This is a genomic window from Nocardiopsis deserti (genome assembly GCF_008638355.1).
GTDB classification, from domain to species: Bacteria; Actinomycetota; Actinomycetes; order Streptosporangiales; family Streptosporangiaceae; genus Nocardiopsis; species Nocardiopsis alborubida.
Genome location: NZ_VWVS01000019.1, coordinates 71,891 through 98,553, shown reverse-complemented (window position 1 = coordinate 98,553; position 26,663 = coordinate 71,891). Strand labels below are relative to the sequence as shown.

The following is a 26,663-nucleotide window of genomic DNA, read 5'->3' as shown; positions in this document are numbered from 1 at the left end:
GTTTCAACGCTTCTCCTCCGGTTCGGGATGGGTGTGCCGCGGGGCGGAGGTCGGTGCGGGCCCCGGAACTCGCTCACCCAGCGGTACCGGCCGCCTCCCCCTCAGCGTTCTGCTCCTCCTGCGCCCGCCTGGACCGCTCCTGGATCCGGCCCAGGAGCGGGGCGAACGCCAGGGCCAGGACCAGGGCGAGGGCGCCAGCCGCGACCGCGACGAGGAAGCCGCCCGTGGTGCCGCTCTCCTCCACCGCCAGCCCCGAGGAGAAGGTGCCGATCGCGGTACCGATGGTCAGACCGGTCAGGGCCCAGGTCATGCCCTCCGTCAGCCTGGACGGCGGGACGGTCCGCTCGATCAGCGTCATCACCAGGATCATCGTGGGGGCGAAGAAGATCCCCGCGAAGAACACGGCCACGGACAGGGTCCAGATGCTACCGACCACGAGGAAGGGAAGGGTGGTCACGAACGTGCCGGCCACGGCCACGATCAGCGTCCTGTGGAGCCGCCAGGGCAGGTTCAGCAATCCGAACGTCAGTCCGGACACCGCCGACCCGAGCGCGTAGGCCGACAGCACGACGCCGGTGGCGCTGGTCACGCCGAGCGACTCGGCGAAGGCCACCGCGACCACGTCGACCGCGCCGACGATCACACCTCCCGCGAGCAGGGTCAGCACCAGGACCAGGAGGGCGCCGCTGAGCGCGGTCGCGCCCTCGGCCCCCTGCTCCTCGGCGGCCTGGAGCGGCGGCTCCGTACCGCGCTGGGCCACGAACAGGGTGACGCCCAGGGCCAGGAAGGCCGCGGCGGCCAGCGGACCGGCCTGCGCGAAGGCCATGGTGCTCAGCACCACCGACAGCGCCGGGCCGGTGATGAAGGTGAGTTCGTCGGCCACGGACTCGAAGGAGTAGGCGGTGTGCAGCCGGGGCGAGCCGCGCAGCAGCCCGGTCCAGCGCGCGCGGGACATCGCGGACATGTTCGGCATGGTCCCGGCGGGGACCGCGAACGCGAAGAGTGCCCAGTACGGCGCGTCGAACCGCACGCACAGCAGCATCAGGAGCAGGGACACGACGCTGACTGCGGCAGCGGGGGGCAGGACGCGGCGCTGGCCGTGGCGGTCGGCCAGACGCGAGACCTGCGGCGTGATCAGCGCCATGGACAAGGTGAAGGCGGCGGCCACGGCACCTGCCAGGGCGTAGCTGCCGTGGGTGGTGGAGAGCATCGTGATGATGCCGACGTTGGTCATGGCCACGGGCATGCGCCCGACGAGCCCGGCGATGGTGAAGCCCTTGGCTCCACGCACCGCGAAGATCTGCGCGTACGGATTGGGCATGACGGAGGGGTCCTTCCGCGTGTACGGGATTCGTGGCCGGGGAGCACCCCACCAAGAAACTGGGACGTCCGTCCCAATTTCTACCCGACACCCTCCGAACGCAAGCCAAAGTGACGCACGACACATGGCCGCGTACCGCTGCGTGACTGTGCGGATCCGCCCTGGAGGGCCGCGAACACCCGGGCCCGGTCCCCGAACGGCACGGTCACGCCGACCGCGGAGGGCATCGGCACCGTGTCCCGGGACCGGGAGGCACCGACGAAAGTCGGTCGGCGCACCGACCAAAGCGACGCCGGCCCCCGGGGCGTACCGCCTTAGGAGCCGCCCCGGTGGGTTCCCCAGGTGGATGCGCTCCCGCAGTTCACGCACCTAACGTGGTGTTCGTCCCCGCGGGGCGCCCGGTCGGCCCACACCGACGGACCGCCGGGAGCCCGCCCGCGGATCCGCCGCGGCCGGACGGGGACACGACGCCCGACCCGGACCTCGAAAGGGAACGACATGCCGCTCCTGGCGCTGAACGACTCCGGCCTCCTCGCCACCGGACTCCCCATCCTCCTGCTGATCGGGGTCCTGGTGGTGTCCCTGGTGGCGGTCGTGCTGATCATCGCGGCGGTGTTCAGCATCCTCACGTCGCGGGTGGACGGGGCGATGAAGGTCGTCTGGCTCATCTTCGTCTGCATCGCGCCCCTGATCGGGGCCATCCTGTGGTTCCTCGTCGGACGCAGCCGTGTTCCCTACTGACCGGAGTCCCCGGCCGCACGGGAGGCGGGAGGCGGAGCGCCCGCGTGTTCCCCACCGACCGCGGGCCGGGCCCAGGGCGGGGCGGGGCTTCACCCCTCCCCCGGCCCCCGGCCCTGGCGAAGGCGCGGCCGTGCCCGGTCACGGGTTCACCGTCCGCCGAGGTGGCGCGAGAGGAAGCGGTCGATGGCGCCGAACATGGTGATCAGGTTCTCCGTGTTGACGATGGCGTGGCCCTCGTCGTCGAAGACCAGGTACTCCACGTCCACGCCGCGCTCGCGCAGCGACGCGACGATGTTGTCGGACTCGGCCTTGACCACACGGGCGTCGTTGGCGCCCTGCACCACCATCAGGGGTGTGGTGATCCGGTCCACCCTGCTGATGGGCGAGCGGGCCAGCATGTCCGCCTCCTGCTCGGGAACGGCCGGGTCGCCGACGTAGCGGTACCAGTTGTTGACCAGCGCGGGCCGCACGAACGCGGGCTGGGTCCGCATGAAGTTGGCCAGGTCGGAGATGCCGACGACGTCGACGGCGGCGGCGAAGCGGTCCGGGGTGAAGGCCGCCCCCACGAGCGCGGCGTAGCCGCCGTAGGAGCCGCCCAGGATCGCGACCCGGGCCGGGTCGGCGTGGCCCCGCTCCACGGCCCAGTCCACGGCGTCGATGAGGTCGTCGTGCATCCTCCCGGCGAACTCGCCGATCGCGGCCTTCATGTGGGCCTTGCCGAATCCGCTGGAGCCGCGGAAGTTGACCTGGAGCACCGCGTAACCCCGGTTGGCCCACAGCTGCGCGGAACCGTTGAACCCCCAGTTGTCGCGCGCCCAGGGACCGCCGTGCACCAGCAGCACCATCGGCAGGTTCTCGGGCTCCACGCCCACCGGCAGCGTCAGGTAGGAGGGCAGTTCCAGCCCGTCCCGGGCGGGAATCGTCACCGGCCGCATGGGGGCCATCGCCCCGGGATCCAGGTGCGGGTAGGGGCGGAACAGCAGCCGGGACTGGCCGGTGGAGTGGTCGTAGAACCAGGTCGCGCCCGGGTCGCGGTCGTGGGTGAAGCCCACGACCCACCGCTGCCCGCTGTCGTCACAGGACACCGCGCCCAGGTCACCCTCGGACAGCTTCTCCAGCTCGGCCAGCACCTCGGCGAAGTGCGGATCCAGGGCCCGGATCACCTGACGCCTTCCCGTGTAGCGCACCCCCAGCAGCTCACCCCGCCGGTCCCGGATCAGCGGCGGGGGAAAGGTGGGGAAGACCTGCGCCCGCGTGTCGATGTCGAAGACCGGGTGGCTGTCCACCTCGCTCTCCTCACCCGTGGACAGGTCCACGCGCACCAGGCGGGTGCGGTCGGTGCCCTTGCTGGAGCCGATCCACATCCCGGTGCCGTCCGGTGTGACCTGCGCCGGGAAGACGCCCACCGGGTAGTCGGCGCCCTCGTGGACCAGGACCGGGCGCAGGGCGCCCGTCGCGGGGTCGCGGCGGGAGACCTCGGAGTCACCGTCGGCGTTGAGGGAGGTGCTGAACAACTCGCCCTCGCGGCCCTGGAACCAGGTGTCCCCGGCGCCGGAGCTCCGGGCCAGCACGGTGAGCTCGCCGGTGGCCACGTCGAGTTCGTGCAGGTCGAACTCGGCGGCGTCGCGGGCGTTGAGCGAGACGGTCAGCTTCCCCGGCCGCCCCCGGGAGGGTTCGAAGCTGACGACCCGTGCGCCGGGGAGGGGGGTCAGGTCCACGGCGGTGGGCTCGGCGGCGTCCAGGTCGACCCGGAACAGGTGCCAGTTCTCGTCGCCGCCGCTGTCCTGGAGGTAGAGCAGCCAGCGCGGGTCGTCGGTCCACTGGTAGCTCTGCACGCTGCGGGTCTCGTCCGCGGTCACACAGCGCGGCTCGCCGTCCAAACCTCCGGTCGGGTCGAGGCCTTGGACCCAGACGTTGAGCCGGTCCCTCCACGGGGCCAGGTAGGCGATGCGGGTGCCGTCCGGCGAGATCGTCGCACCGGCGCGCTCCGGCGCACCGAAGAAGTCCTCGACCGAGATCCTCGCGGGCAGTGCCATGTCATCCCTCTCGTTGGTGTTCGGTGACGGGGGCCGTGGACCGGGAGGGCCGTGCCCTCGCGCCCGTCCGCGGCTCCGCGGCGTCGGATGGAATATGTCCTTCAGTGCTCTCCCGGCCGCGGGACGCCGCCAGCGGCACCGCGTCAGGAGCCGGAAGGGGGAACGTCATGCCGGATCGGTGGCGCCGCCCCGGCGCAGGAGCGCGTCACGGCTTGCGGTAGGTCAGCCTCCGCAGCAGGACCTCCGCCGGTCCGCGCCTGCCCGCGCGGTCGAGCCAGAACGCCGCCGCGACGGTCAGCAGCCAGGTGCCCACCGCCACCAGCACCGCCGACCAGCTGGACAGGTGCACGCCCAGGCCCAGCCCCCAGGCGGCCAGGAACGGGGCGAAGACCACCGACTGGGCCAGGTAGCCGCTCAGGGAGCGCCGCCCCAGGGACACCAGCGCCCGGACCGGCAGGGACCGCTGGGTCCCCCGGGCGGAGAGCCGGTGCGCCAGGAGCCCGAAGAGCGCGGCGTAACCCACCCCGGTGAAGATCCCGGTGTAGAAGTGCACCGAGGCGACCGCCGAGATGTGGGCGGCGTCCAGGACGCCCACGTGCTGCAGACCCAGCACCGCTCCGGCGGCCCACCCCACGGCGATGCCCAGGACCGCGACCCGGCGCAGCAGCCCCAGGTGTCGCGCCGGGTCCTCCAGGAACCGGTGCCGCGCCGCGAGCAGGCCGATCAGGAACACCGTCGGCAGGGCCAGGGTGAACAGGCCGGAGAAGAGCCCGAAGAACCAGGCCGGGAGGCGGAACACGGTGGAGAGCAGGTAGCTCGTCTCGGCGATGCTGGCCCTTTGCATGTCGGTCGCCGCGGCCGTGGACACCGCGTCCGGCGCCAGCAGGACCGAGGCCACCGAGAGGGCGGTGACCAGGGCGCCCAGGGCCAGCAGGACGGACAACCAGATCTTGAGGGTGCGGTCGCTGCGGTTGAGGAACAGCGGCACCATGACGAGCCCGATCAGGCCGTAGGTCCCCAGGATGTCGCCCTGCCACAGCAGGGCGGCGTGCACCGCGCCGAAGACGAGCATCCACAGGTGGCGCCTGCGCAGGAGCCCGCGCGCGTCCTTCTCGCTGGTGCCGCGCGACCTCTGTCTGCGGTACATCTGCCCGATGCCGTAGGCGAAGAGGAAGCCGAACATCGTGTGCGTCCGGGCGTCCACGACGACGATCGTCATGAACTGCGCGACCTTGTCCGCGAGGCCGCCGTCGACGGGGTGCAGCATGGCCAGGCCGGTGGGCGTGTGGTACAGGAACCATGGCACGTGGGCCAGCGCGATCAGCAGCAGCATCATGCCGCGGGCGAGGTCCGGGGCGAGGGCGCGTTCGGTGACCGGCGTCGAACGCGCCGGAGCCCGGGTGTCGGCGGCGGCTGCGGGCGGGTCTTCGGCTCCGGGGTCGGCGGGCGGGCCTTCGGCACGGTCGGTCGTCATGGTGACGGGCTCCAGAGGGTCTTCGCGGCGATCGGTCAGCGTTCGGGGGGCAGGTGTCCATTGCAGCCGTCGTCGCGCTTCTGGGGCAGTGGGACCACGTCACCAACCGGCCGTGACGTTTGTCGGGGGCAGGACATGACACGGCGTCACTGGTGCACGCGGCGGAGCCGGAAGGATACTGAGTGCGCACCCGGCGCCCGCCCGCGCGGAGCGCCCTCGCGCGGACGCGGTCCTCGCCCGCGCCCGGGGCGGCTGACACCGCGGCTGACGCGTCTCCGCTCCGCCCGGCCCCCTCCCCCGCGGCCCGGGCACCGCCGCTCCGACGGCGTCAGGCCCCGAGGCGAGGGACCGTGCGCGATGGTGGACACGAACCTGGAAGGGACACGCATGACGTCCGAGAAGACCGAGGAGACGCAGGGACGACTGCGCAGGCTCCACGTGGACCTCATGACCGGCGCGATCTCCGCCGTCGGGGCGCTGCTGGTGGCGGTGAACGCCAGCTCGTGGCGGGACGCGCTCCTCATGGCCGTGAGCCTGGCCGTGACCCTGCTGGTCGTCAGCCGGTGGCGCGTGGGCCGCCTCTCCCGGGCCGCGCTCACCGGCCTGGTCGTCACCGCGATCCTGTGGCTGCTCGGCATGCTCCTGGTGGACGTCTCCATGCCCGCCTACGGGTTCGCCATCGTGTCCACCATCATCGTCCTCGACCTGCCGCGCCACCAGCGGGCGGCGACGGCGGGGATCACCGTCTTCGCCGCCGCCGGGCTCACGGCGAAACTGGTGGTGTCGCGCGACGGCGTGGGCGACTTCCTGCTCCAGTACGTGGTCGCCTCGGCGGGTGTCGCCCTGGGAGGGGTCGTGCTCACGATCCTCGTCCACGCGATGCACGGCCTCATCGCGGAGTTGGCGGCGGCGCGTGAGCGCGAGGCCGAGCTGGCCGTGGCCCAGGAGCGCACGCGCTTCGCCAGCGACCTGCACGACATCCAGGGCCACACCCTGCACGTGGTCAAGCTCAAGACCGCGCTGGCCCGCAAACTGGTGCGCGCCGCCCCCGACCGGGCCGAGGAGGAACTGGGCGAGATCCAGACCCTGGTGGGCGAGACCATCACCCAGACCCGCGAACTGGCCTACGCCCAACGGCGCCTCAACCTGTCCGCGGAGCTGGAGAACGCCAAGAACCTCTTCGAGGCCGCCGACATCGACGTGCGCGTGGACCGCGAGGCCGAGGTGGCCCCGGGCGCGGGCGAGCTGCTGGGCCAGGTCCTGCGCGAGACCACCACCAACATCCTGCGCCACGCCCAGGCCCGGCGGGTGCGCATCACCCTGACCGAGACCGGCATCAGCATCGTCAACGACGGCGCCTCCCAGGAACCGCCCACCCGGCTGCGGGGCCTGGCCACCCTGCGCGAGCGCGTGGCCGACAGCGGAGGCGAACTGACGGTGGAACACGAGGACGGACGGTTCACGACCGCCGCGCGGTTCCCGCACCCGGCCCCCGCGCCGAGCCCGGAGGACACCGCCCGGAGGTGAGCGCTCCGCCCCGGGCCGCCCCGCCTCCGGCCCCAGCGCCTCGGCGCCCCGGCGGGTCAGACCACGACCTCCCTACAGACGTCGACGAAGGCCTCCATCCGCCGCACCGGCTTGCGCCCGGCGAGCCGCATGACCTCGATCCCGAGCCCCTCGGGCCGGATGTCGAGCTCCCTGGTCGCGTAGGGCAGGTCCTCGTAGCTGCGCTCCAGCACGGTGCGCTGGGTGAGCAGGGCGTTGCCCAGGCCGCGGGCCACCAGGGCGCGCACCATCTCGAAGCTCGTGGTGCGAAAGCGCACGTTGGGCGTCAGCCCCGCCCTGTCGAACAGGCCGAGGAAGTAGTCGCCGCCGGGCGGCAGGTCGAAGAGGATCAGCGGCTCGACCGCCAGGTCCGCCAGGGTCAGCTCCCCCTTCGCGCTCAGGGGCCCGTCCACCGGGGTGAGCGCGTAGGGGGGATCGGACCGCAGCCACTGCGAGGTCACGCCGGCCGCCGGGCGCACGCCCGCCAGCTCGTAGTGGTAGGTGATCGCCAGGTCGATGCGGGAGTTGAGCAGGTCGTCCACGAGGGCCCCGTGGGAGGCCTCGACGAACGAGAGCCGCACCTGCGGGTGCCGACGCGAGAACTCCGCGATGACCCTGGGCAGCAGGATCGGCGCGATCGTCGCGTAGCAGCCGATGGTGAGCTCCCCCTCGACCTCCTCCCTCTCCCGGCTGGCGGTCTCCCGGAGCTGTTCGAGGCTGGCCCGCACGTCGTCGGCCACGGCCAGGGCGCGCTGCCCCGACGCGGTGGGGCGCATGCCCTTCGGTGAGCGGACGAAGAGGGTGACCCCCAGCGCCGACTCCAGGTCGGTCAACGCCGTCGAGACCGTCGACTGCGAGACGAACAGTTCCCGAGCCGCCGCCGTCACCGATCCGAGCCTGGCTATGGCCCTGAGGTACTCCAGCTGCCGCAGGCTCACGTCGCCCATCGGTGGGGACCTCCCCTATCGCTTTTTCCGAAGGAGATCTTCGGAACTATGTGTTTTACAGATCCTAGGCCTCACCTGGATAGTGGTGACCCATGACACAGGCAGGTCGGACACCGACGGCGCCGGGGGCCCACCCCTCCCCCGCCAGGCGTTCGAGACCACACTCCCGCGAACGAGCGACCGCCTGACCATGCGCAGGGACGCCCCGACCGGGGAGGCCGCCGCGGCCTCCCGGGCCCCGGTGCGCGCCAGGACGAGACCCCCAGGAGAAGAGATGACGAGCGAGGTCGCAGAGCAGGTCGACGAGAAGGACCTGCGGCGGGGTGTGTTCGCCGGGGCGGTGGGCGTCTTCGTCCACTGGTTCGACTGGGCCGTCTACGCCTACCTGGCCACCACCATGGCGCAGGTGTTCTTCCCCGAGCAGGACGGCACCACCGCCCTGCTGTCGGTCTTCGCGGTCTTCGCCGTGGCGTTCTTCGTGCGTCCGCTCGGCTCGGTGCTCTTCGGCCACCTCGGCGACCGCTTCGGGCGCAAGACCACGCTGTCGATCGTCATCATCTCGATGGCGGCGGGCACGCTCATGCTCGGGCTGCTGCCCGGCTACGAGTCCGTCGGCATCCTCGCGCCGATCCTGCTGGTGGTCGCCCGCATCATCCAGGGGCTCGCCGCGGGCGGGGAGTTCGGCTCGGCCGCGGCCTTCCTCGCGGAGTTCTCGCCGCCCAAGCGCCGCGGGTTCGGGTGCTCCTGGATCGAGTTCGGCTCGGTCGCCGGGTTCCTGTGCGCGTCGTTCGCCGTGTGGGCCCTGCACGCGTCCTTCCCGGCCGAGGTCGTCCTCGACTGGGCGTGGCGCATCCCCTTCCTGCTGACGGTGCCCATGGCCGCGGTGGGCCTCTACATCCGCCTGCGCATCGAGGACACGCCCGAGTACCGCGCGCTGGAGGACATGAACAACGTCCCCAGCCAGCCGGTCGTCGAGGTGTTCCGCTCCAACGGCAGGCAGTTCCTCCAGACGGTCGGCATCGAGACCTTCATGAACTCGACCTTCTACATCGTCCTGGTGTACCTGATCACCTACCAGGAGGAGATCGTGGGGGTGCCCGCCGACCGGGCGGCCCTGCTCTCCGCGGTGGCCTCGGTCGTCGCCATGGGGATCATCCCGCTCTCGGGCAGGGTGTCGGACCGCGTGGGCCGCAAGCCGGTGCTCTACACCGCCGCCGCGCTGCTGATCGTGGCCGCCGTGCCGTTGTTCCTGCTGATGCAGGTGCAGACCTCGTGGGCGGCGTTCGCCGCGACCTTCGGCCTGGCCGCGATCCTGGCGGTCATCCTGGGCACCCACGCGTCGGCGGTGGCGGAACTCTTCCCGACCCGGACCCGGCAGAGCGGGCTGTCGATGGCCTACAGCGTCGCCGGGGCGTTCTTCGCGGGAACCCTGCCGTACCTGATGACCTGGCTGATCTCCCTCACCGGCAGCAGCATGGTCCCCGCCTTCACCATGGTCGTGATCGGCGTCATCGGTGCGGTCACGCTGCGCACCATGCCCGAGACCAGCGGCTCCGACCTGCTGCACGAGAGCGACCGGGCCCCTCGCTGAACCCCCTCCCCCCACCTGCCCGGGTCCGGCCGCCGCCGGACCCGGGGGGGGCGGCGCCCGCGCGGCCGGGGAAGGCACGCGGGACGCACCCGCCCCGAACACACGCGTTGACCAGAGCCTGGAGGCTGTGCATGTCATTGGAAGAGATCGAGGTCGTCGTCGTCGGAGGGGGGCAGGCCGGGATCGCGATGAGCGAGCACCTCGGCGACCGCCGGGTGCCGCACGTCGTCCTGGAGAGGAACCGTGTGGCCGAGCGCTGGCGCTCGGAGCGGTGGGACTCGCTGGTCACGAACGGGCCCGTCTGGCACGACCGGTTCCCCGGACTGGAGTTCACCGGCCTGGCCCCCGAGGACTTCGCCTCCAAGGACGGCGTCGCGGACTACCTGGCGACCTACGCCGAGAAGATCGGTGCGCCGATCCGGTGCGGGGTCGAGGTGACCTCGGTGCGCCGCAACACCGGGCGCCGGGGGTTCCGGGTCCGGACCTCGGACGGGGACCTCGACGCCCGCTACGTCGTGGCCGCCACCGGCCCGTTCCAGCGGCCGGTCGTCCCCCCGCTCATCCCCGAGGACGCGGACCTGCTCCAGATCCACTCCAGCGCCTACCGCAACCCCGCGCAGCTGCCCGAGGGCGGCGTGCTCGTGGTCGGGTCGGGCTCCTCGGGGGTCCAGATCGCCGACGAACTCCGCGCCAGCGGCCGACAGGTGTACCTGTCCGTCGGTCCGCACGACCGCCCGCCGCGCAGGTACCGGGAACACGACTTCGTCTGGTGGCTGGGCGTCCTCGGCAAGTGGGAGGCCTCGGCCCCCGCGCAGGGCGCCGAGCACGTCACGATCGCGGTCAGCGGCGCGCACGGCGGCCACACCGTGGACTTCCGGGCCCTGGCCGGGCGCGGCGTCACGCTGGTCGGCCGGACGGAGTCCTTCGACGCCGGAACCGTCCGCTTCGCGCCCGACCTGCGGGACAACATCGCCCGCGGCGACGCCAACTACCTGTCGCTGCTGGACGAGGCCGACGCCTACGTCGAGCGCAACGGACTCGACCTGCCCGAGGAGCCCGAGGCCCGCGTCCTGGGCGCGTACCCCGAGTCGGTGACCGACCCCCTCCCCGAACTCGACCTCGCCGCCGCCGGGGTCCGGACCGTCCTGTGGGCGACCGGCTTCACCGCCGACTACGGCTGGCTGCGGGTGGACGCGTTCGACGAGGACGGCAGACCCAGGCACCAGCGCGGGGTCTCCTCCGAGCCCGGCGTCTACTTCATGGGGCTGCCGTGGCAGTCCCGCCGCGGTTCGAGCTTCATCTGGGGGGCCTGGCACGACGCCAAGTACGTGGCCGACCAGATCTGCATCCAGCGCGGCTACATGGAACACCACGACGCGCACCCGCACCCGTCCCACACCCAGGGGTGATCACACCTTGACCACGCACACGCGCATCCGCAAGTTCAACACCAGGGACACCTACCCCGAGCAGAACCTCGACAACGACCTGTGCCAGGCGGTGGTGGCCGGAGGGGTCGTGTACCTGCGCGGCCAGATCGGCCAGGACCTGGACACCCGGGAGTCCGTGGGCGTCGGCGACGTCCGCGCGCAGGCCGAGAAGGCCATGGCCAACATCGACCTCCTGCTCAGGGAGGCGGGCAGCGGTCTGGAGGACATCGTCAAGGTGACCGTCTACCTCATCGATCCGCGCTACCGCGAGGAGGTCTACCGCGAGATGGGGCGCTGGCTGAAGGGGGTCCACCCGGTCTCCACGGGCATCGTCGTCCAGGCCCTGGCCCGGCCCGAATGGCTCGTGGAGATCGACGCGACGGCCGTGATCTCGGGAGGCGGGAAGTGACCTTCTCCATCGCGGCCCACCAGGACGGCAGGTTCGGCATCGCCGCGTCCTCGTCCTCCCCCGCCGTCGCCGCGCGGGTCGTCCACCTGCGCGACTCCGTCGGCGCGGTCGCCTCACAGAACATCACCGACCCGCGGCTGGGAACGGCGCTGCTGGACCGGCTCGCCGCGGGCGCGAGCCCCCGGGCCGCACTCGACGCCGTGACCGGCACCGCACCGGACATCGCCTACCGGCAGCTCACGGTGGTGGACGCCTCCGGCGCCGCGGCCACGTTCAGCGGCGGCCTCACCCTCGGCGTCCACGGCGAGGCCACCGGCCCCCACTGCGCCGCCGCCGGGAACATGCTCTCGGACCCGGGCGTCCCCGCGGCCATGTGCGAGGCCTTCGGCTCGGCCCGGGGGGAGCTGGAGGAACGCCTGCTCACCGCCCTGGCCGCGGGCCTGGCCGCCGGAGGCGAGGCCGGACCGGTGTACTCGGCGGGCCTGTCCACCGTGTCCGCGCACGGCTGGCGCGACACGGACCTGCGCGTGGACTGGCGGGAGGACCCGATCGGGGAGCTGGGGGAACTGCTCGGGATCTGGCTCCCCCAGCGCGACGACTACGTCCGGCGCGGCCTGGAACCGGCCGCCTCGCCGGGATACGGGGTGCCGGGCGATGACCGCTGAACCCGGCGCGCTGCCGAGCGCCGCGGAGCACCTGCCGCACCTGGTCTCCTACTCCGAGACGCTGCACGCCCACCCCGAGACCGCCTGGGAGGAGCACCGCGCGGCGCGGTGGACGGCGGAGCTGCTGGAGCGGTTCGGTTTCGCCGTGAACGCCGCCTACCTCGGCTTTCCCACCGCGCTGCACGCCTCCTACGGGTCCGGTCGGCGCCGGGTCGGCTTCGTCGTGGAGTACGACGCGCTGCCCGGCCTGGGCCACGCCTGCGGGCACAACCTGATCGCCGCGATGTCGGCGGGCGCGGCGATCGCGCTGCGCCCCTGGGCGGACCCGCTCGACCTGCGTATCGACGTGATCGCCACCCCGGCCGAGGAGGGCGGCGGCGGCAAGATCGAACTGCTGGACGCGGGGGCCTTCCGGGACCTGGACCTGGCGCTGATGGCCCACCCCGGACCGGTGGACGCACCTCGGGCCGAGCCCTACGCCGTCGCCCACGACCACGTCCGCTTCACCGGCCGGTCGGCCCACGCCGCCGCCTACCCGCACGAGGGCCGCAACGCCAACGACGCCTTCGTGGTCGCCCAGGTGGCCCTCGGCCTGCTGCGCCAGCAGCTCCCGCCGGGCACCCGCGTCCACGGGATCCAGACGGTGGGCGGGCAGGCGCCCAACGCCATCCCCGCGGTGACCGAGGGCCGCTGGTACACCCGGGCCGGGAGCCTGGAGCAGCTGGAGCCGTTGCGCCGCCGGGTGGAACAGTGCTTCCGGGCCGGAGCGCTGGCGACCGACACCGCCCTGGAGTTCACCCCGGAGTCGCAGCCCTACTCGGAGTTCCGCACGGACGAGCGCGCCCTGGAGATCTACACGCGTCACGCCCTCGCGCTCGGGCGGCGCTTCGACGCGCCCCCCGAACACCAGACGATGAACCGGGCCTCGACCGACATGGGCAACGTCTCCCAGCACGTTCCGGCCATCCACCCCTACATCGGTCTGGGCTGCTTCCCGGTCAGCAACCACCAGCCCGAGTTCGCCGCCGTCTGCGTGGGGGAGGCCGCCAACGGGGTCATCGCCGACGGCGCCACGCTGCTCGCCCGCACGGCGCACGAGTACTTCGCCGCCCCGGCGCCGGAGCCCGGCCCCCTGCGGGCCGGGTGACCCGGGGGCGGGCTCAGTCGATCGCCGTGATCACGCGGGCGGGGACTCCCCCGACCACGGTGCGGGCGGGACGTCGCGGGTGACCACCGCGCCCGCGGCGACCACGGAACCGGCGCCGATGGTCACCCCCTGCGTGATCACGGCGGCCGCTCCGATCCAGACGTCGTCCCCGATGGTGATCGGGGCGAAGGAGAGGTACTCGCGGCGCTCGGCGAGGTCATGGGGAAACACCCGCACCCCGACCTCTGGCGGCCCGCCGAACGGACTGATCCGGCGAACCCGCTCCAGACCGTCCGCGACGGGCGGTCGGCGGGATCGCCGCCCTGACCCGTATCCGGCGGACGGTGCCCAGCGGCGGCCCGGGGCCGGACCGGAGCGCGACCGCTCGCGGTCCGCACCCAGCGGCGCCCACGCGACCCGTCGCCTGGCGCGGCGCGGGCACGGATGGGAGCTTGATCCCATGAGCACCATCGATCACACCATCGCCCTGGCCGCCGCCCACGACCTGCACCTGTCCGCGCGGGGCGCCACGGTGAACGAGGCGGGCCTGGACTACCGCGTCGTCATGGCCCGCGACACGACCGGCCGGAAGTGGGTGCTGCGCGTACCGCGCCGCGCCGACGTCACCGAGGGCATGACCGCCGAGAAGCGCACCCTCGACCTGGTCGCCCCGGTCCTGGCCCAGGACGGCGTCGCGGTCCCCGACTGGCGGGTCCGCTCCCCCGAGCTGATCGCCTACCCGGCCCTGCCCGGCGCCCCGGGCCTGACCCTGACCGACGCCGGGGAGCCCGTCTGGCACATGGACCCCGCCAGCCCCGACTACGCCGAGCGCCTGGGGCGACTGCTGGCCCGCCTGCACTCGATCACCCCGGAGCGGGCCGGGGCCGCGGGCGTCGAGGTCCGTACCCCGGCCCGGGTACGTCAGGCGTGGCGGGACGACATCGCCCGCGTGAGTGAGGCCTTCACCGTCTCCCCCGCCCTGACCGGGGCCTGGCGGACGTGGCTCGACGACGACACCTGCTGGCCCGAGCGGACCGTGATGACCCACGGCGAGATCTACCCCGCGCACGTGCTGCTCGACGGGGAGGGCGCGGTCACCGGGGTCCTGGACTGGACGACCGCCCGCGTGGACGACCCAGCCCGCGACCTGTCCGCCCAGTACGGCGCCGCGGGCGAGGCGATGCTGCGGGCCACCCTCACTGCCTACGAGCGGGCGGGCGGACACGTCCACCCCGGCCTGGCGGCGCAGGCCAGGCACCTGTGGGACGCCTCCCCGATCGGGTACGCCCTGTACGCGCTGACCACCGGCGCCGAGGCCGATCTGGCCGCCGCGGCGGCGATGCTGGACCCCGGGGCCTGACGCGCCGCCCGGTCCGACGACGGCGCGGGCGTCCGGCTCCGGTCAGCGGGGCGATGCGTCCTTCCAGGGGGCTACTGATTCGTGCGACCCGCGCGCGTCCTCGCCATTCGGTGAAGGGCTGCCGACAGCATGCGTCGTGGCGCTGTCGCCGCTCTCAACCGGCCCAGGTAGCTGAGCGTCATTCCGCCGGGTTGCCCGCTGACACGGTGGCTCCGTCCGCCAAGCGCGCGCGGGCCCGGTGGTGCCGCTTCTCCACGGGCCGGATCTCGGTGGCCCCCGGCAGCCCCATGGGAGGGGTCCCGACGTACATGCTCTCGGCCCGCTCGACGACGAAGGTCTCGTGCCAGATCCCGATCGCGTCGGGGTTCTTCCTCACCATGGCGTTGAACCTCGTCCACGCCGGCCGGTGGCTCAACGACCGGTCGGAGGCGTAGTCGTAGAGCTTGTCGACCGAGGACCAGTACTGCACGATGTACGGCCCGCGGTGGTTGAACAGCATGTCGTAGCCGAGCATGCCGGAGTCCGGTTCCTCGGAGAGCTCGCGCAGCATCCGCCGCATGGCGGACTCGACGGAGATCCAAAGGTCCGGCCGCCACCAGTGGTTGAACGTCGCACCGATGTGGAACACCACCAGCTCCCCCGCGTACTGGTGCGTGACCCGTCCCGGGACAACCTTGGCCATGACCGCTCCCTCTACTAGATAGTGACACTATCGAACTATAGATAGCACTACTCTCCAAAGCAAGGGGGTGCCACGATGCTCATGGCGGAACTGTCGGCGAAGTCCGGTGTGCCCGTGTCGACGATCAAGTACTACCTGCGCGAGGGCCTGCTACCGGAGGGAGTGCGAACGTCGGCGACCCGGTCCACCTACGGGGACACCCACGTCCACCGTCTCCGGGTCGTTCGTGCGCTGATCGACGCCGGAGTGAGCGTGGCCGGAGCACGCAAGGTCATCGCCACCCTGGACGACCCGCCGGAGAACGTGTCTGATCTGTTCGGTGCCGCCCACGCCGCGGTCCTGCCTCCGGGTGAGGGCGAGATCGACCTCGCCGACGCCGAGCGGCTGGCCGAACGGCTCGGATGGCGGCCGGGGATGTGTGAGCGTGAGCGCCTTGAGGACGTCGCGAGGTCCCTCGACGCCCTGCGCCAGGCCGGGTTCGAGATCTCCCCGGACGTCATGACCGCGTACCTCAAGGCCGTGGAGACCATCGCGGCGGCTGAGGCCTCCGACATCCCGGTCGGCAACCCCGAAGAGGCGGTCCGGTACGTGGTACTGGGCACGGCGCTGGCCGAACCCCTCCTTCTCGCCCTCCGCCGCATGGCCGAGCAGATCGCCGTGGTCCGGCGGTTCCCCCCCGGCGACCAGTAGGGCGACGGGTGGCGACACGAGGTCCGTCCATCGAGGGCACGGCACGGGGCACGGACCTGCGCCCGGTCACACGGGCACGGCACAGGGCCCGGACCTGCGACCAACCACCGGCGAGCACGGCACGGGGCCGCTACCCGGCTGCCGACGGGCGGGGCGCCACCGGCTAGCGCGGTGACCGGCAAGGTTCACCGGGGCGTGCCTATCGAGGATGATCTTGCTCCCAGAGGCACTGTCGACGGCCCACAGTGGCACCAGTAGCAAGATCACCGGGGAGGAGAGTCCCCGGCGCCACACCGGCAACACTTTCGCCAACCCACTAGCGGACGGTGAGCTTGCGCTCCCGTGGGTCGAAGGCCACCATCCTGGCGTCGGAGCGCAGGGCCCGCACGATCGCGTCCACCACCTCGTCCACGGGGTGGGGCTCGGGCAGGTTCTCCGGCGCGGTCCCGGCCAGGGGGCGGTCGGCGAGGCCGGTGTCCATGTGCGGCGCGCGCACGTCCAGGGCCGCGACGTGCCTGGCCCGGTAGTCCGCGCGGGCGGCGGTCAGCCAGGCCGACAGGGCGGCCTTGCTGGCCGAGTAGGCCGCCATGCCGTGGGTCGGGTACTCGGCGGTCACGGCGGTGACCGCCGCCACCGCCCCGCCGGGCTTGACCGCGTCGACCGCCGCGCGCAGCATCGCCATCGGCGCGAGCGTGTTGACCTGGAACATCTTCTCGACCGCGACGTCCCCGATGCCGGACCCGGTGTCGGACCCGGACCCGGAGTCGGGTCCGGTGTCGAAGGCCACGACGCCGAAGGCGATGACCAGCCCGTCCAGTCCGCCCTGCTCCTCGGCGGTGCGGCGCACGAGCGCCGCGCAGCCCTCGGTGTCGGCCGCCTCGAACACGGCCGTGGAGGACCCGTCGAGTTCCCGCGCGAGCGCGTCGAGCGCCTCCTCGTCGCGTCCGGCGAGGACGACCCGCGTGCCTTCCCGGTTCAGTGCCCTGCTGATGTGTCCGCCGAGTACGCCCGTGGCCCCGGCCACAAGGACGCGGGCTCCCTCAAGATCCATACGGCCAGTATTTCCGCAGGTGGTAGGGGCACTGGGCACCGACACGCACCCCCGGACACCGGCGCGGCCCCTCCGGCGGAGCGTCCGGAGCCCCCTGACAGGAGTGCCCGGCCGCTCAGGCGCGCGCGCCGCCGATGTCCTCCGACCGGAGGCGGTGGGCCTCGGCCGCGGTATCCCTCTCCGAGGCCCGCACGAACCGGACGAGGACGTCGAGCTCCTCGTCGGTGAAGGCGGCCAGGTCCTCGCGCGTGCGGGCCACCAACCCCGCGTAGGCGGCGGTGACCCGGTCCAGGCCCTCCTGTGTGGGTTCGATCAGCACCCGCCTGCGGTCGCCGGGGTCGGCTACCCGGCGGACGCACCCGGCGGCGGCGAGGCGGTCGATCATCCGCGAGGCTGATCCGGTCGTGAGGTTCACGTGCGCGGCCAGGGCCCCCGGTGTGGTCGGTCCGTGGCGGCCCAGGACGTGCAGGCACTGCACGTCGGTGTCGGTCACGCCGAGTTGGTCGGCGACGACCCTGTTGAGCAGGACGACCTGGACCGCCCAGCCGGGTATCGCGTCACCGGTGAGCGCGGTGAGCAGGGCTTCCCGGTCCGGGGAGAGCTGTGGCATGGAACCATCCTTCACTTTTTCGCTGCGTCGCGCAGCAAATACGTGCTAACTTAACTGCGTGACACAGATACTGCGTAATGCAGGAATTTTACCGCGTTCCCCCCGTTCCGAGGAGCGTGGCCTCCGATGAGCACATCGTCCCGTGCCCGCGCCGGCGGCGCCACAGCCTCCCTCCCCCTCACCGGCCGCACGGCGGTCCTCGCCCTGGCCGTGATCCTCACGGCCGACTTCATGGAACTGCTCGACGCCACCATCGTCAGCGTCGCGGCCCCGGCCATCGCCGAGGACCTGGGCGCCGACGACACCGCGCTCCAGTGGATGGTGGCCGGATACACACTCGCCGTCGGGGCGGGCCTGATAACCGGCGGCAGCCTGGGCGACCGGTTCGGGCGCCGCAGGATGTTCCTCCTCGGTCTGGCCGCGTTCGCACTGACCTCCGCGGGCTGCGGACTGGCCCCGAACCCGGATGCCCTGGTCGCCCTGCGCGTCGCACAGGGACTGGCCGCCGGACTGATGATCCCGCAGGTCTTCGGCATCATCCGCGCCTCCTTCGCCCCCAGGGCCCGCGCGGGTGCGTTCGGCGCCTACGGCGCCGTGCTCGGCCTGGCCTCGGTGGCCGGTCCGCTGCTCGGCGGGATCCTGGTGGAGGCCGACCCCCTCGGCCTGGGCTGGCGGGCGATCTTCTGGGTGAACGTCCCCGTCGCGCTCGCCGGTCTGGCCCTGGGCGCACGCCTCCTGCCCGAGTCCCGCGTCCCCGACGGCGACCGGCCGGACCTGGTCGGTGCCGCCCTGGCCTCCCTCAGCACGGTGCTCCTGCTCCTGCCCCTGATCCAAGGGCGGGACTGGGGCTGGCCCTGGTGGGGCCACGTCCTCATGCTGCTCTCGGCCCCGGCGGGTGCGCTGTTCCTGTCCAGGGAACGGAGACTCGTCGCGCGCGGCAGGCAGCCGGTCCTGGACCCCGCCCTCCTCCGGGTGCGTGCGTTCGCCTGCGGTCTGGCCGTCTCCCTGCTGTTCTTCGGCGCGCTGGGCTCCTTCTTCCTCCTGCTCTCCCTCTACCTCCAGCTCGGCACCGGGCGCAGCGCCCTGGAGACGGGGCTGGTGATCCTGCCCTATGCCGTGGGCTCGATCGCCACCTCCGGGGTCGGCGTCCGGTTCGCCCACCGCTTCGGCCGCTCCCTGCTCGTGACGGGCGCGCTCCTGCTGGTGCTCTCCCAGTTCCTGCTGCTCCTCGTCGTCAGCGGCGGGCCCGACCCCTCGTTCTGGGCGCTCGGTGCCCCGCTGCTCGCCGGCGGCCTGGGGCTGGGACTGACCGCCCCGTCCCTGATCAACGTCATCCTGGCCGGGGTGCCCGCCCGCGGAGCGGGGGCGGCCGGAGGGGTCCTGACCACCGTCACCCAGATCGGCAACGCGCTGGGCGTCGCCGTCCTCGGCGCCGTGTTCTTCGCCCGGCTGGAACGCTCCCTCACCGACGGCGCCGCTGCTCCCGCCGCCTACGGGGACGCCCTCGGCGCGATCCTGCCCTGGCAGTGCGCCTGCTACGTCGCCGCCGCCGCGCTCATGCTCCTGCTCCCCCGGCGCGCGGGCGCGCCCGCGCACTGACCCCGCCCGGTCCCGCCCCCGCACCGCGATCCGCCACTGTCCGAACCGGACACGTGGAAGCGCCCGCGCGGAGACCCGCCCGACCGCACCGACCCGACCGCGAGCCCGTGGAAGCGCCCGCGCGGCGACCCGACCCTCCAGGAGGAATCCGATGACCGAAGCACCCCGCGCCACCGTCGACCCGTTCGCACCCGGGATCCGAGTGCTGGACGAACCCCATCCCGCCCGTGCCGCCCTGCGCGCGGCCGGACCCCTCGTGCGCGCCGAGGCCCCTGCGGGCGGACCCGTGTGGATCGTCACCGACGAGGCGCTCGCCCGGGAGGTCCTCACCCATCCCGGGATCGTCAAGGACCCGGCCTGCGCCCCGGCCGCCTGGGACCCGGCCGCCTCCGGACTCGAACCGACCGCCGCCGCTCAGCTCTCGCTCACCACCTCCGAAGGCCCCACCCACACGCGGCTGCGCCGGGCGCACACCCCGCTGTTCACGGCGAAGCGGATGCGGGACCGGTCCGGGCGGATCGCGGAGACCGCCCGTGAGCTGCTGACCGAACTGGCCGACGCCGGTGGCGTGGTCGACCTGGCCGCCGACTTCACCACGCGCTTCCCGCTGACGGTGGTCTGCGACCTGCTCGGGGCTCCGCTCGACCGGGTCGACCAGGCGGCCGAGGCGTGTCGGTTCCTGTACGGCGGAGGAGCACCCGCGGACGTCGGGCGGGCGATGACGGCCTTCGGGGAACTGTCCGCGGCGATGCTGACGGACGATGGGGACGGCCTGGCCGCCGAGCTGCGCGACGGGCTCCCCGACGACCTGACCGAGCAGCAGCTGCACTACCTGCTGTTCACCCTGGTCTTCGCCGGGCAGCTGACCACCGACCCGGCGCTGGGCTTCCTTCTCGCACGCCTGCTGGGGGACGACGGAGCCGTGCGGGAGGCGGGCTCCACCGAGGAACTCGTCCGCCGGACGCTGCGCGCGCACTCCCCGGCGCCCTTCACCCTGTGGCGCTTCACGAGCGCCGAGACCGAACTCGCCGGGGTGCGCCTGCCCGCGCGCTCCCCCGTGCTGGTCGACATCCAGGGCATCAATACGGTTCCCGGCCGCACAGCCGGGCCGGACCTCTCCTTCGGCGCGGGACCGCACTACTGCACAGGCGCCCGCCTCGCCCTGCTGGAACTGGTCACGCTCGTGGAGGTGTTCAGGGTCGACTTCCCCGACGCGCGTCTGGCCGTGCCGTACGGCGAACTCAGGCAGAGCGACGTCGGCGGCATCATGGGCGCCAGGCTGACCGCGCTGCCGGTGCTGCTGCGGTGACGGCCGGGTCTTCTCCGATGCGCTGGCCTGGGTCTGCCGGAGGGATCGGAGGTGCCCGAGCCGGTGCGGCGGCCTCCGCTCACACCAGGACGAAGGCCGCCAGGACCACCGCCAGCAGCACCACGTAGGACACCGCGTGCACCCGGTCGGGCACCCGGCCCACCAGGCGTCGGGTGACGGCGATGGCGGGCAGCGACCCGGCGAGCAGGAGGGCCCCGGCCACGAGGTCCACCGAGCCCAGGTGGCCGGGCCCGTCGCCTCCCCCGTCGCCGAACAGCGCGTACACCGCCGTGCCCGCCACCGCGACGGGAAGGCTGAGCGGGTTGGCCATCGCGGTCGCCTCGCCCATCGGCAGGCCCCGGCGGCGCAGCAGGGGGACGGTCATGACGCTGCCGCCCACGCCCAGGAAGCTGGTCACCGCGCCGATTCCGACCCCGCCCGCCGTGGTGGTGCGCCGCCCCAACCGGCGGGGCCCGGCGTCGGGGTCGCGGGTCAGGAAGCCCCTGCGTAGGAGGGTGTCGAGCAGGGTGACGGCGATGTAGGCGATGAACAGCACACGTTGGGCCCCTCCCCCGACGGCGGTGGCGACCAGGGAGCCCAGCACCGCGCCGACGCCGATGTAGGCGGCCAGCGGCCACACGTAGTCGCGGCGCAGCCGCCCGGCCCGGTGCTGGGAGAGGGTGGCGCTGAGCGCGTTGACGACCATCACGGCGGTGGAGGTGGCCACGGCCACGGCCATCGGGTCCACGCCGGGATCGGCCTGGGCGCGGGTGACGTAGTAGACGACGGGGACGACCACGAAGCCGCCGCCGAAACCGAACAGGACGGTGGTGACGCCGGTCAGCAGGCCCAGGGCCAGCAGGGGAAGGACGAAGGTGAGCACCCGGACCACGTTAGGCAGGCGGGCGCTGGCGCGCTTTCGAAAGAACGCCACTCTCCTTCGCGCAGCGGACAACACCCGGTAGCTTCGACCCCATGCGCAACATCCCCGTCGCCGAGGTGGACTCCATCGACCGGCCCGTCCTGGCGATCGGCACCGACTACCCGCCCGAACACGTCCTGCCCGCCCACCGGCACCGGCGGGCGCAGTTCCTCTACGGGGCGACGGGGGTGATGCGGGTCCAGACGGCGGACGGGGAGTGGACCGTGCCGCCGCACCGGGCGGTGCTGATCCCGGCCCGGACCGACCACCGGGTGGTCATGACGGGGGTGAGCACGCGGAGCCTGTACCTGGAACCGAGCGCGGTCGCGTGGTTCCCGGGGCGCTGCCAGGTGGTGGAGGTGTCGCCGCTGCTCCGGGAACTGCTGTTGACGGCGGTGGACCTGGAGCCGCGCTACTCCCCGCACGGCAGGGACGCGGCGGTGTTCGCGCTGGTGCTGCACGAACTGCGTCGGCTCGTGCCGCTGCCGCTGGACCTGCCGCTGCCGGGGCACGAGGGGTTGCGGGAGATGTGCGAGGAGTTCCTGGGGGCACCGGACGTGCACGATCCGCCCGCGCGGTGGGCGGGGCGGTTGCACGTCAGCGAGCGGACGGTGCACCGGCTCTTCCGGGCGGAGACGGGGATGAGCTTCGCGCGGTGGCGGCAGCGGGCCTGCGTGTTGCACGCGCTGCCGCTGCTGGCCAGAGGTGAGCCGGTGACCAGGGTGGCGATGGAGCTGGGGTACGAGAGCCCGTCGGCGTTCTCCACGATGTTCCTGCGCGTGCTGGGGTCATCGCCCCGGGACTACGCGGCGGGACAGTGAGCGGTCGCGCGCGGGTTCGGCGGGGTCGTTCCGGCTGGTCGCGCCGGTCGCTGGTGCTGCGGCGGCGGTATCGGCGGTAACAGAGGTAGCGGAGATAGCGGCGGGCACCGACATGGAAACGGCCCCGCCCGGTTCGTCTGGGCGGGGCCGGTCCTGCCTGTGGACTACTGGGCGCGAACGGCGCTGACCAGGGCGGCCCACTCGGCGGTCGGGGTCGCGAGGTGGCCGAGCGACCGGTTCTGGGTGTCGCGGACCAGGACGGCCGCCTGGTCGCGACGGGCTTCCACGCAGTTGCCGCCGGTGCCGTTGCTGTAGCTGGACTTGCTCCAGTCCTCGGTCATCGCAGACCTTTCATGTTCTGCTGCTACTGGTTGCGCGCCGCAGCCAGCAGAGCCGTCCACTCAGAAGCCGTGGCGGACAGGTGGCCGAGCGGCCGGTTCTGGGTGTCGCGAACCAGGACGGCCGCCTGGTCGCGACGAGCTTCCACGCAGTGGCCGCCCTCGCCGTTGCTGTAGCTGGACTTGTTCCAGTCCTCGGTCATCATGTGATGCTGCCTCGAATCTCTTCCATGCGGGACCGTGACGAGGGCACCGGCAGGGCGGCGCTCCTGAGCTCCGCGAATATCCGGTCGTAGCTTGCCACAACGTCCGGCTGCTTCAGTGACACCCCTGTCCTCTGGCTTTCGACATAGGCGAATGTGCCCGAATCAGGCACGTCCATCAGCGTAAAGGACCCGAACAGACCCGGATGTCCCTCGGTCGTGATCGGCACGATCTGGAGCTTCACTCGCGGGCGATGGGACAGGTCAATGAGGTGGTCGATCTGTTCCTTCATCACCTCCGGCTTCCGGAACCGTCGCAGCAGCACCACCTCGTCCAGGAGCACCGTGATCGTCGGCGGGTGGGGCCGGTCCAAGATCTGTTGTCGGTACTTCCTGGCCTTGACGATCTGGTCGATGGCCTCCGTGGTGGCTTCAGGGTTGGAGAGTTCACTGATGGCCCGAACGTACCCCTCGACCTGGAACAGTCCAGGAACCAGGCCATAGGAGTAGTCGCGGATCTTGGGAGCCATCTGCTCCGCCTCGGCCACCTCGCGGAAGTACGCGGTCACCCCGGCCCCGGAGAAGACCGCGTCCCATGCGTCCACGAGCACGCCCCGGGCGGTAAGGGCTTTGTCGAGCCGTGCTACTGGGTCTCTCCGCGTCCCCTTTTTCCCGCGCTCCAAATCGCTGACGGTGCTCTGTGAAACCACAGCCAGAGCAGCGAGTTCCTGCTGTGTAAGACCCGCCTGACCTCGGAGTTTCCTGAGCAGCTTACCGAAACGGAGCTGTGCGGCCTTGTCTCCGTCTTCTTCTTGCACCATCCCACCACCAGGTTAATTGAACATACCGCTGGCCATAGAACTTTTACCGTCTTAGGCAATAAGCATAGCGCCGAAGACAGACCACTTGGCAAGGTTCGTGATGAAGCAAATACAGAAAGCTTCTCAGCCCATATCGGGCGAAATATCCACATGGGCATGAAAAAGCCCCGGAGACCGAAGGTGAGAGCGGTCTCCGAGGCAGAGTGCCCCACCCGGAAAGCCCCGAGGTGAGACATGAACAAGCCTATCGTTCAGGCCCCGGCACTTCCACGCCGACTGTGTGGAACCGCCACCAAATCAGGCATTCTGCTCGGCCCCGAACTCGGCCACGTCAGGATCGCCCGCCGCTGGGCCGCCCAGGCCACCCGCTCCCGCCCCAGCCTGGCCGAACCCGTCGGCATCGCCGTCTCCGAGATGACCACCAACGCGCTGCGCCACTCGGCGTCCGGGCTTCCGGGAGGCTCCGTCCGCGTGGAGATCGAACGCACCCCGCGCCATCTCGAACTCCGGGTGACCGACAACGGACCGCGCCCCGGCGAAGAACCCTCCTTCCCGGCCGTGCCCTCTCCCGAACCCCTGCGCCCCAGCGGCAACGGACTACGCCTGGTCGAGGCGCTGTGCTCCTACTGGGACTGGAAGCAACACTCCTGCGGCGCGATCACCGTCCGCGCCGTCTTCCCCTGGTGACCCAGCAGCACTTCCCTGCTCCGCACCACCCGACCTGTCCCCCCGGGCCGGTGCGGACGGGCCGGTGACCTTCGTACCGACCCGAAGCCCCGCCCTCCCCTTCCCCGGGAGGGCGGGGCCACCGACCACTCACACAACAGCGGACCCCTGAGACACGGAAAGCCCCTCATGCCCGACTACCGCTACCTCCTCGACGGCCGCCCCGACGTCCTCACCCCCGGCGAAGTCGCGGAGCTGTTCAACATCCGCCCCCGCAGCCTCCACCGAGGCGAATGGGACAACGTCCTCCAACCCTTCCGCACCCCCGGCGGAGCACGCCGCTACCCCAAAGAACACATCGCCGCACTCCTCAACCAGCCGGACGATCCCGCCCCCTCCCCGAACGCGGAAAGCCAGGGCCAGGGTTCGTGATGGTCCGCCGGTGGCTCCCGCTCGCCTGGGTTCGCCTCGGTGTGCGCGGACCCGGGGCCGAAAGCCAGGTGAGTGTTCACTGGCGCTGGTCGGGACCCACCGGAAGCCGGGAATAGAAGAAGCCGTCCCCGTGGGGACGGCTCGGTGGGGGTCACACCCGGTTAGGGGACCAACAGGTAGAAGGGCTCGTCGGCGGCCGAGCCGTTGGCGCCGGTCAGCACACCGATCGTGGAGCTGTCGATGATCTTGACGTAGACCTCGCCCTTCCAGTCGGCGGACTGGTTCAGGCTCACCTGCGGAACGGTCGTGGTCGCGTCGATGTGGGCCTCCAGGGTGATGCTGTAGCGACCGGCCCCGCTGCGCTTGACGTCGATGACGCCCTTGCCGTGCTGGAGGACGCCGTCCTTGCTGACGGCTGCGGCGGCCTGCGCGTAGGGGGCGTTGGCGTATTCGGCCATGGTGTTCCCGCTCTCCTGTGTGGGCGGCCCGTGCGGCCGTCTTCATCGAGGAATCTACCTGCGGTGACTACTCCGGGTATCGAACCTTGCGCTCTTTGGCCGCCTGCGGCCTCGCCCCCGGCCATTCCCTTTGCGTGTGGTACCCCTGGCAAAAGGTGCATCAGTGGATATACGAACTCTCATGTAGGGCGTGGCGGCGCTACGGCTGACCGAAAGGCGGTTTCGGCTGGTCCGCTCTCCGGCGGGAAATAGGCCGACCATGAGTCATCAGCGGCGCGACAGCGAACACAGACGGGAGCATTCGCCGCGATGGATTCCTGACATCCCCGTACTCGCGACCATCGCATGCCCGTTGACCCGTTGCCCAGGCGGAGCGCTTCGCGAGGATCCGCTTCGTGCCGCGCGGTTGAGGAAACCGTCAGGACGCCGCCGCAGCGCGTACGAGGGTGTCGTAGGTGTCAGTGGTGCGCTCCAGGGACACGTCGAGCCCTCGCGCCCACGCGTCGAGTTCGGCCTGGAGGGCCAGACCGTCGCGGTCGTCATCGACCACCAGTTCCAGCTCGACGAAGGCGCCCAGGCCCTCGACCAGGTCCACGCACACCCCGATGGGTCCTGTGGTGCCGGTGCGGCGGTGCTTGACGATGCGCACCGTGGGTTCGTATCCCAGCGCCAGCAGGGCGCCGTGCATCTGCTCGCGGTCGGCGACGATGGTCTCGTACTCCACGCACTCCATGGCGTTGGCCAGCGGGGTCTTGGTAGTCAGCAGGTGCACGCTGCCCTGGGTGCGCAGACGGGCGAAGGTGTGGCCGACCTTGCCCAGCTCCGGACGCCAGCCAGCAGGGGCGTAGGCCTGGTCGTCCTGGTAGGCAAGGTCGCTCATGCGCACCCCGGCCTGCTTGAGCGCGGCCAGCAGTGCTTCGAGATCGGCAACCCGGTACTTCGTCTCGATCTCCCGCACCACAGGCCCCTCGCGTCTCGGCACCACCGTCTCGGCGAGCGTACCGAGACCAGGCCCCACCAGGCGGGAGTTTCCCAAGACCGGCCCATCCCCGCCTGTGCGGGGCTCACTCGGTGCAGTCCTCGTCCGCGCCAGCGCAGGGCGGTCCATCCCCGCGTGCGCGGGGCTCACGATCGCTTGGGCACACTGCGGCGGGGCCTGCGCGGTCCATCCCCGCGTGCGCGGGGCTCACGCTTAGCGACCTGCGAAAACGCAGACCGTTATCTCGCCGCAACCTTGGCCCGGGACATGCTGAGCACTCTTGGCCTGGACGTACATCCTCACACAGCGCACAGCGGCGCTCATCCCCACTACCTCCTGTGACCCTTCCGAGGTCCTCGAACTGCTGCGCCGGACGCACAGGCGCTCCACGCCTGAACAGCGGTCGCAGGCTCATA

Annotated in this window: 28 protein-coding genes; 14 read left to right on the top strand and 14 right to left on the bottom strand. The window is 71.9% G+C overall.

Features of this window, described 5'->3' with window-relative positions; genetic code table 11:
• Window positions 1–73: 73 nt before the first annotated feature.
• Window positions 74–1,321, bottom strand: coding sequence for an MFS transporter (locus FYW99_RS25015; protein WP_150254482.1), 1,248 nt, complete (start codon window positions 1,319–1,321; stop codon window positions 74–76).
• 498 nt (window positions 1,322–1,819) lie between these two features.
• On the opposite strand from FYW99_RS25015, the gene FYW99_RS25010 reads away from it, so the two are divergent.
• Entirely contained in the window at window positions 1,820–2,062 is a 243-nt protein-coding gene (locus FYW99_RS25010; protein WP_150254481.1) for a PLDc N-terminal domain-containing protein, read from the top strand.
• A 146-nt stretch (window positions 2,063–2,208) separates the two neighbouring features.
• Here FYW99_RS25010 and FYW99_RS25005 read toward each other — a convergent pair whose 3' ends face one another.
• Together FYW99_RS25005 and FYW99_RS25000 are read right to left on the bottom strand one after the other, a co-directional pair.
• Window positions 2,209–4,098, bottom strand: coding sequence for a S9 family peptidase (locus FYW99_RS25005; RefSeq protein ID WP_150254480.1), 1,890 nt, complete (start codon window positions 4,096–4,098; stop codon window positions 2,209–2,211).
• A 205-nt stretch (window positions 4,099–4,303) separates the two neighbouring features.
• Window positions 4,304–5,572, bottom strand: coding sequence for a DUF418 domain-containing protein (locus FYW99_RS25000; RefSeq protein ID WP_150254479.1), 1,269 nt, complete (start codon window positions 5,570–5,572; stop codon window positions 4,304–4,306).
• A 387-nt stretch (window positions 5,573–5,959) separates the two neighbouring features.
• Here FYW99_RS25000 and FYW99_RS24995 point away from each other — a divergent pair, with 387 nt between their 5' ends.
• On the top strand, window positions 5,960–7,099 hold the full coding sequence (locus FYW99_RS24995; RefSeq protein ID WP_223839522.1) for a sensor histidine kinase: 1,140 nt from the start codon (window positions 5,960–5,962) through the stop codon (window positions 7,097–7,099).
• Window positions 7,100–7,155: 56 nt separating this feature from the next.
• Here the strand turns inward: FYW99_RS24995 and FYW99_RS24990 are convergent, their stop codons facing one another.
• Complete coding sequence (locus tag FYW99_RS24990; protein WP_150254478.1) at window positions 7,156–8,064, bottom strand: LysR family transcriptional regulator; 909 nt, start codon at window positions 8,062–8,064, stop codon at window positions 7,156–7,158.
• 274 nt (window positions 8,065–8,338) lie between these two features.
• On the opposite strand from FYW99_RS24990, the gene FYW99_RS24985 reads away from it, so the two are divergent.
• From FYW99_RS24985 to FYW99_RS24965, 5 genes are all read left to right on the top strand, one after another.
• Window positions 8,339–9,655, top strand: coding sequence for an MFS transporter (locus FYW99_RS24985; RefSeq protein ID WP_150254477.1), 1,317 nt, complete (start codon window positions 8,339–8,341; stop codon window positions 9,653–9,655).
• Between the two features lie 131 nt (window positions 9,656–9,786).
• Window positions 9,787–11,064 (top strand): flavin-containing monooxygenase, encoded by a 1,278-nt coding sequence (locus FYW99_RS24980; protein ID WP_150254476.1) that lies wholly within the window; start codon window positions 9,787–9,789, stop codon window positions 11,062–11,064.
• A 7-nt stretch (window positions 11,065–11,071) separates the two neighbouring features.
• On the top strand, window positions 11,072–11,494 hold the full coding sequence (locus FYW99_RS24975) for a RidA family protein (RefSeq protein WP_150254475.1): 423 nt from the start codon (window positions 11,072–11,074) through the stop codon (window positions 11,492–11,494).
• Window positions 11,491–12,159: a DUF1028 domain-containing protein gene (locus FYW99_RS24970; protein ID WP_150254474.1), complete on the top strand. Its 669-nt coding sequence runs from the start codon at window positions 11,491–11,493 to the stop codon at window positions 12,157–12,159. Before FYW99_RS24975 ends, FYW99_RS24970 begins: the two co-directional genes overlap by 4 nt.
• A complete protein-coding gene (locus FYW99_RS24965; protein ID WP_150254473.1) occupies window positions 12,149–13,306 on the top strand; it encodes an amidohydrolase in 1,158 nt (385 codons plus the stop codon). Before FYW99_RS24970 ends, FYW99_RS24965 begins: the two co-directional genes overlap by 11 nt.
• Window positions 13,307–13,336: 30 nt before the next feature.
• Here FYW99_RS24965 and FYW99_RS24960 read toward each other — a convergent pair whose 3' ends face one another.
• A complete protein-coding gene (locus tag FYW99_RS24960) occupies window positions 13,337–13,537 on the bottom strand; it encodes a DapH/DapD/GlmU-related protein (protein WP_317847014.1) in 201 nt (66 codons plus the stop codon).
• A gap of 229 nt (window positions 13,538–13,766) precedes the next feature.
• Here FYW99_RS24960 and FYW99_RS24955 point away from each other — a divergent pair, with 229 nt between their 5' ends.
• Window positions 13,767–14,666, top strand: coding sequence for a macrolide 2'-phosphotransferase (locus FYW99_RS24955; protein ID WP_150254472.1), 900 nt, complete (start codon window positions 13,767–13,769; stop codon window positions 14,664–14,666).
• Window positions 14,667–14,844: 178 nt separating this feature from the next.
• Here the strand turns inward: FYW99_RS24955 and FYW99_RS24950 are convergent, their stop codons facing one another.
• Window positions 14,845–15,348 (bottom strand): DUF4188 domain-containing protein, encoded by a 504-nt coding sequence (locus FYW99_RS24950; RefSeq protein WP_150254471.1) that lies wholly within the window; start codon window positions 15,346–15,348, stop codon window positions 14,845–14,847.
• 75 nt (window positions 15,349–15,423) lie between these two features.
• Between FYW99_RS24950 and FYW99_RS24945 the strand changes: the two genes are divergently transcribed.
• Complete coding sequence (locus tag FYW99_RS24945; protein WP_150254470.1) at window positions 15,424–16,038, top strand: MerR family transcriptional regulator; 615 nt, start codon at window positions 15,424–15,426, stop codon at window positions 16,036–16,038.
• Window positions 16,039–16,354: 316 nt separating this feature from the next.
• On the opposite strand, the gene FYW99_RS24940 is transcribed toward FYW99_RS24945, so the two are convergent.
• Together FYW99_RS24940 and FYW99_RS24935 are read right to left on the bottom strand one after the other, a co-directional pair.
• The gene (locus tag FYW99_RS24940; protein ID WP_150254469.1) at window positions 16,355–17,089 is read right to left on the bottom strand and encodes an SDR family NAD(P)-dependent oxidoreductase; all 735 of its coding nucleotides are present in this window, start codon (window positions 17,087–17,089) and stop codon (window positions 16,355–16,357) included.
• A 115-nt stretch (window positions 17,090–17,204) separates the two neighbouring features.
• Window positions 17,205–17,699: a MarR family winged helix-turn-helix transcriptional regulator gene (locus FYW99_RS24935; protein WP_150254468.1), complete on the bottom strand. Its 495-nt coding sequence runs from the start codon at window positions 17,697–17,699 to the stop codon at window positions 17,205–17,207.
• A 126-nt stretch (window positions 17,700–17,825) separates the two neighbouring features.
• Here FYW99_RS24935 and FYW99_RS24930 point away from each other — a divergent pair, with 126 nt between their 5' ends.
• Entirely contained in the window at window positions 17,826–19,298 is a 1,473-nt protein-coding gene (locus FYW99_RS24930; RefSeq protein ID WP_150254467.1) for an MFS transporter, read from the top strand.
• A 151-nt stretch (window positions 19,299–19,449) separates the two neighbouring features.
• Window positions 19,450–20,607, top strand: coding sequence for a cytochrome P450 family protein (locus FYW99_RS24925; protein WP_150254466.1), 1,158 nt, complete (start codon window positions 19,450–19,452; stop codon window positions 20,605–20,607).
• A gap of 79 nt (window positions 20,608–20,686) precedes the next feature.
• Here FYW99_RS24925 and FYW99_RS24920 read toward each other — a convergent pair whose 3' ends face one another.
• Window positions 20,687–21,499 (bottom strand): sulfite exporter TauE/SafE family protein, encoded by an 813-nt coding sequence (locus FYW99_RS24920; RefSeq protein WP_190394805.1) that lies wholly within the window; start codon window positions 21,497–21,499, stop codon window positions 20,687–20,689.
• A gap of 83 nt (window positions 21,500–21,582) precedes the next feature.
• Here FYW99_RS24920 and FYW99_RS24915 point away from each other — a divergent pair, with 83 nt between their 5' ends.
• Window positions 21,583–22,350 carry an AraC family transcriptional regulator gene (locus FYW99_RS24915; RefSeq protein ID WP_150254465.1) on the top strand — a complete coding sequence of 256 codons (768 nt, stop codon included), beginning with the start codon at window positions 21,583–21,585 and terminating at the stop codon, window positions 22,348–22,350.
• Window positions 22,351–22,514: 164 nt separating this feature from the next.
• Here the strand turns inward: FYW99_RS24915 and FYW99_RS24910 are convergent, their stop codons facing one another.
• Genes FYW99_RS24910 through FYW99_RS24900 form a run of 3 tightly spaced genes read right to left on the bottom strand, consistent with a single transcriptional unit; the run spans window position 22,515 to window position 23,712 of the window.
• A complete protein-coding gene (locus FYW99_RS24910; protein WP_150254464.1) occupies window positions 22,515–22,691 on the bottom strand; it encodes a DUF397 domain-containing protein in 177 nt (58 codons plus the stop codon).
• 23 nt (window positions 22,692–22,714) lie between these two features.
• On the bottom strand, window positions 22,715–22,894 hold the full coding sequence (locus FYW99_RS24905; protein ID WP_150254463.1) for a DUF397 domain-containing protein: 180 nt from the start codon (window positions 22,892–22,894) through the stop codon (window positions 22,715–22,717).
• Window positions 22,891–23,712: a helix-turn-helix domain-containing protein gene (locus FYW99_RS24900; protein WP_223839512.1), complete on the bottom strand. Its 822-nt coding sequence runs from the start codon at window positions 23,710–23,712 to the stop codon at window positions 22,891–22,893. Before FYW99_RS24900 ends, FYW99_RS24905 begins: the two co-directional genes overlap by 4 nt.
• Window positions 23,713–23,946: 234 nt before the next feature.
• Here FYW99_RS24900 and FYW99_RS24895 point away from each other — a divergent pair, with 234 nt between their 5' ends.
• Complete coding sequence (locus FYW99_RS24895; RefSeq protein ID WP_150254462.1) at window positions 23,947–24,399, top strand: ATP-binding protein; 453 nt, start codon at window positions 23,947–23,949, stop codon at window positions 24,397–24,399.
• Between the two features lie 168 nt (window positions 24,400–24,567).
• A complete protein-coding gene (locus FYW99_RS24890; protein ID WP_150254461.1) occupies window positions 24,568–24,810 on the top strand; it encodes a hypothetical protein in 243 nt (80 codons plus the stop codon).
• 161 nt (window positions 24,811–24,971) lie between these two features.
• Here FYW99_RS24890 and FYW99_RS24885 read toward each other — a convergent pair whose 3' ends face one another.
• Together FYW99_RS24885 and FYW99_RS24880 are read right to left on the bottom strand one after the other, a co-directional pair.
• Window positions 24,972–25,268: a hypothetical protein gene (locus FYW99_RS24885; protein ID WP_150254460.1), complete on the bottom strand. Its 297-nt coding sequence runs from the start codon at window positions 25,266–25,268 to the stop codon at window positions 24,972–24,974.
• A gap of 418 nt (window positions 25,269–25,686) precedes the next feature.
• Window positions 25,687–26,226: a class IV adenylate cyclase gene (locus FYW99_RS24880; RefSeq protein WP_150254459.1), complete on the bottom strand. Its 540-nt coding sequence runs from the start codon at window positions 26,224–26,226 to the stop codon at window positions 25,687–25,689.
• Window positions 26,227–26,663: the final 437 nt, after the last annotated feature.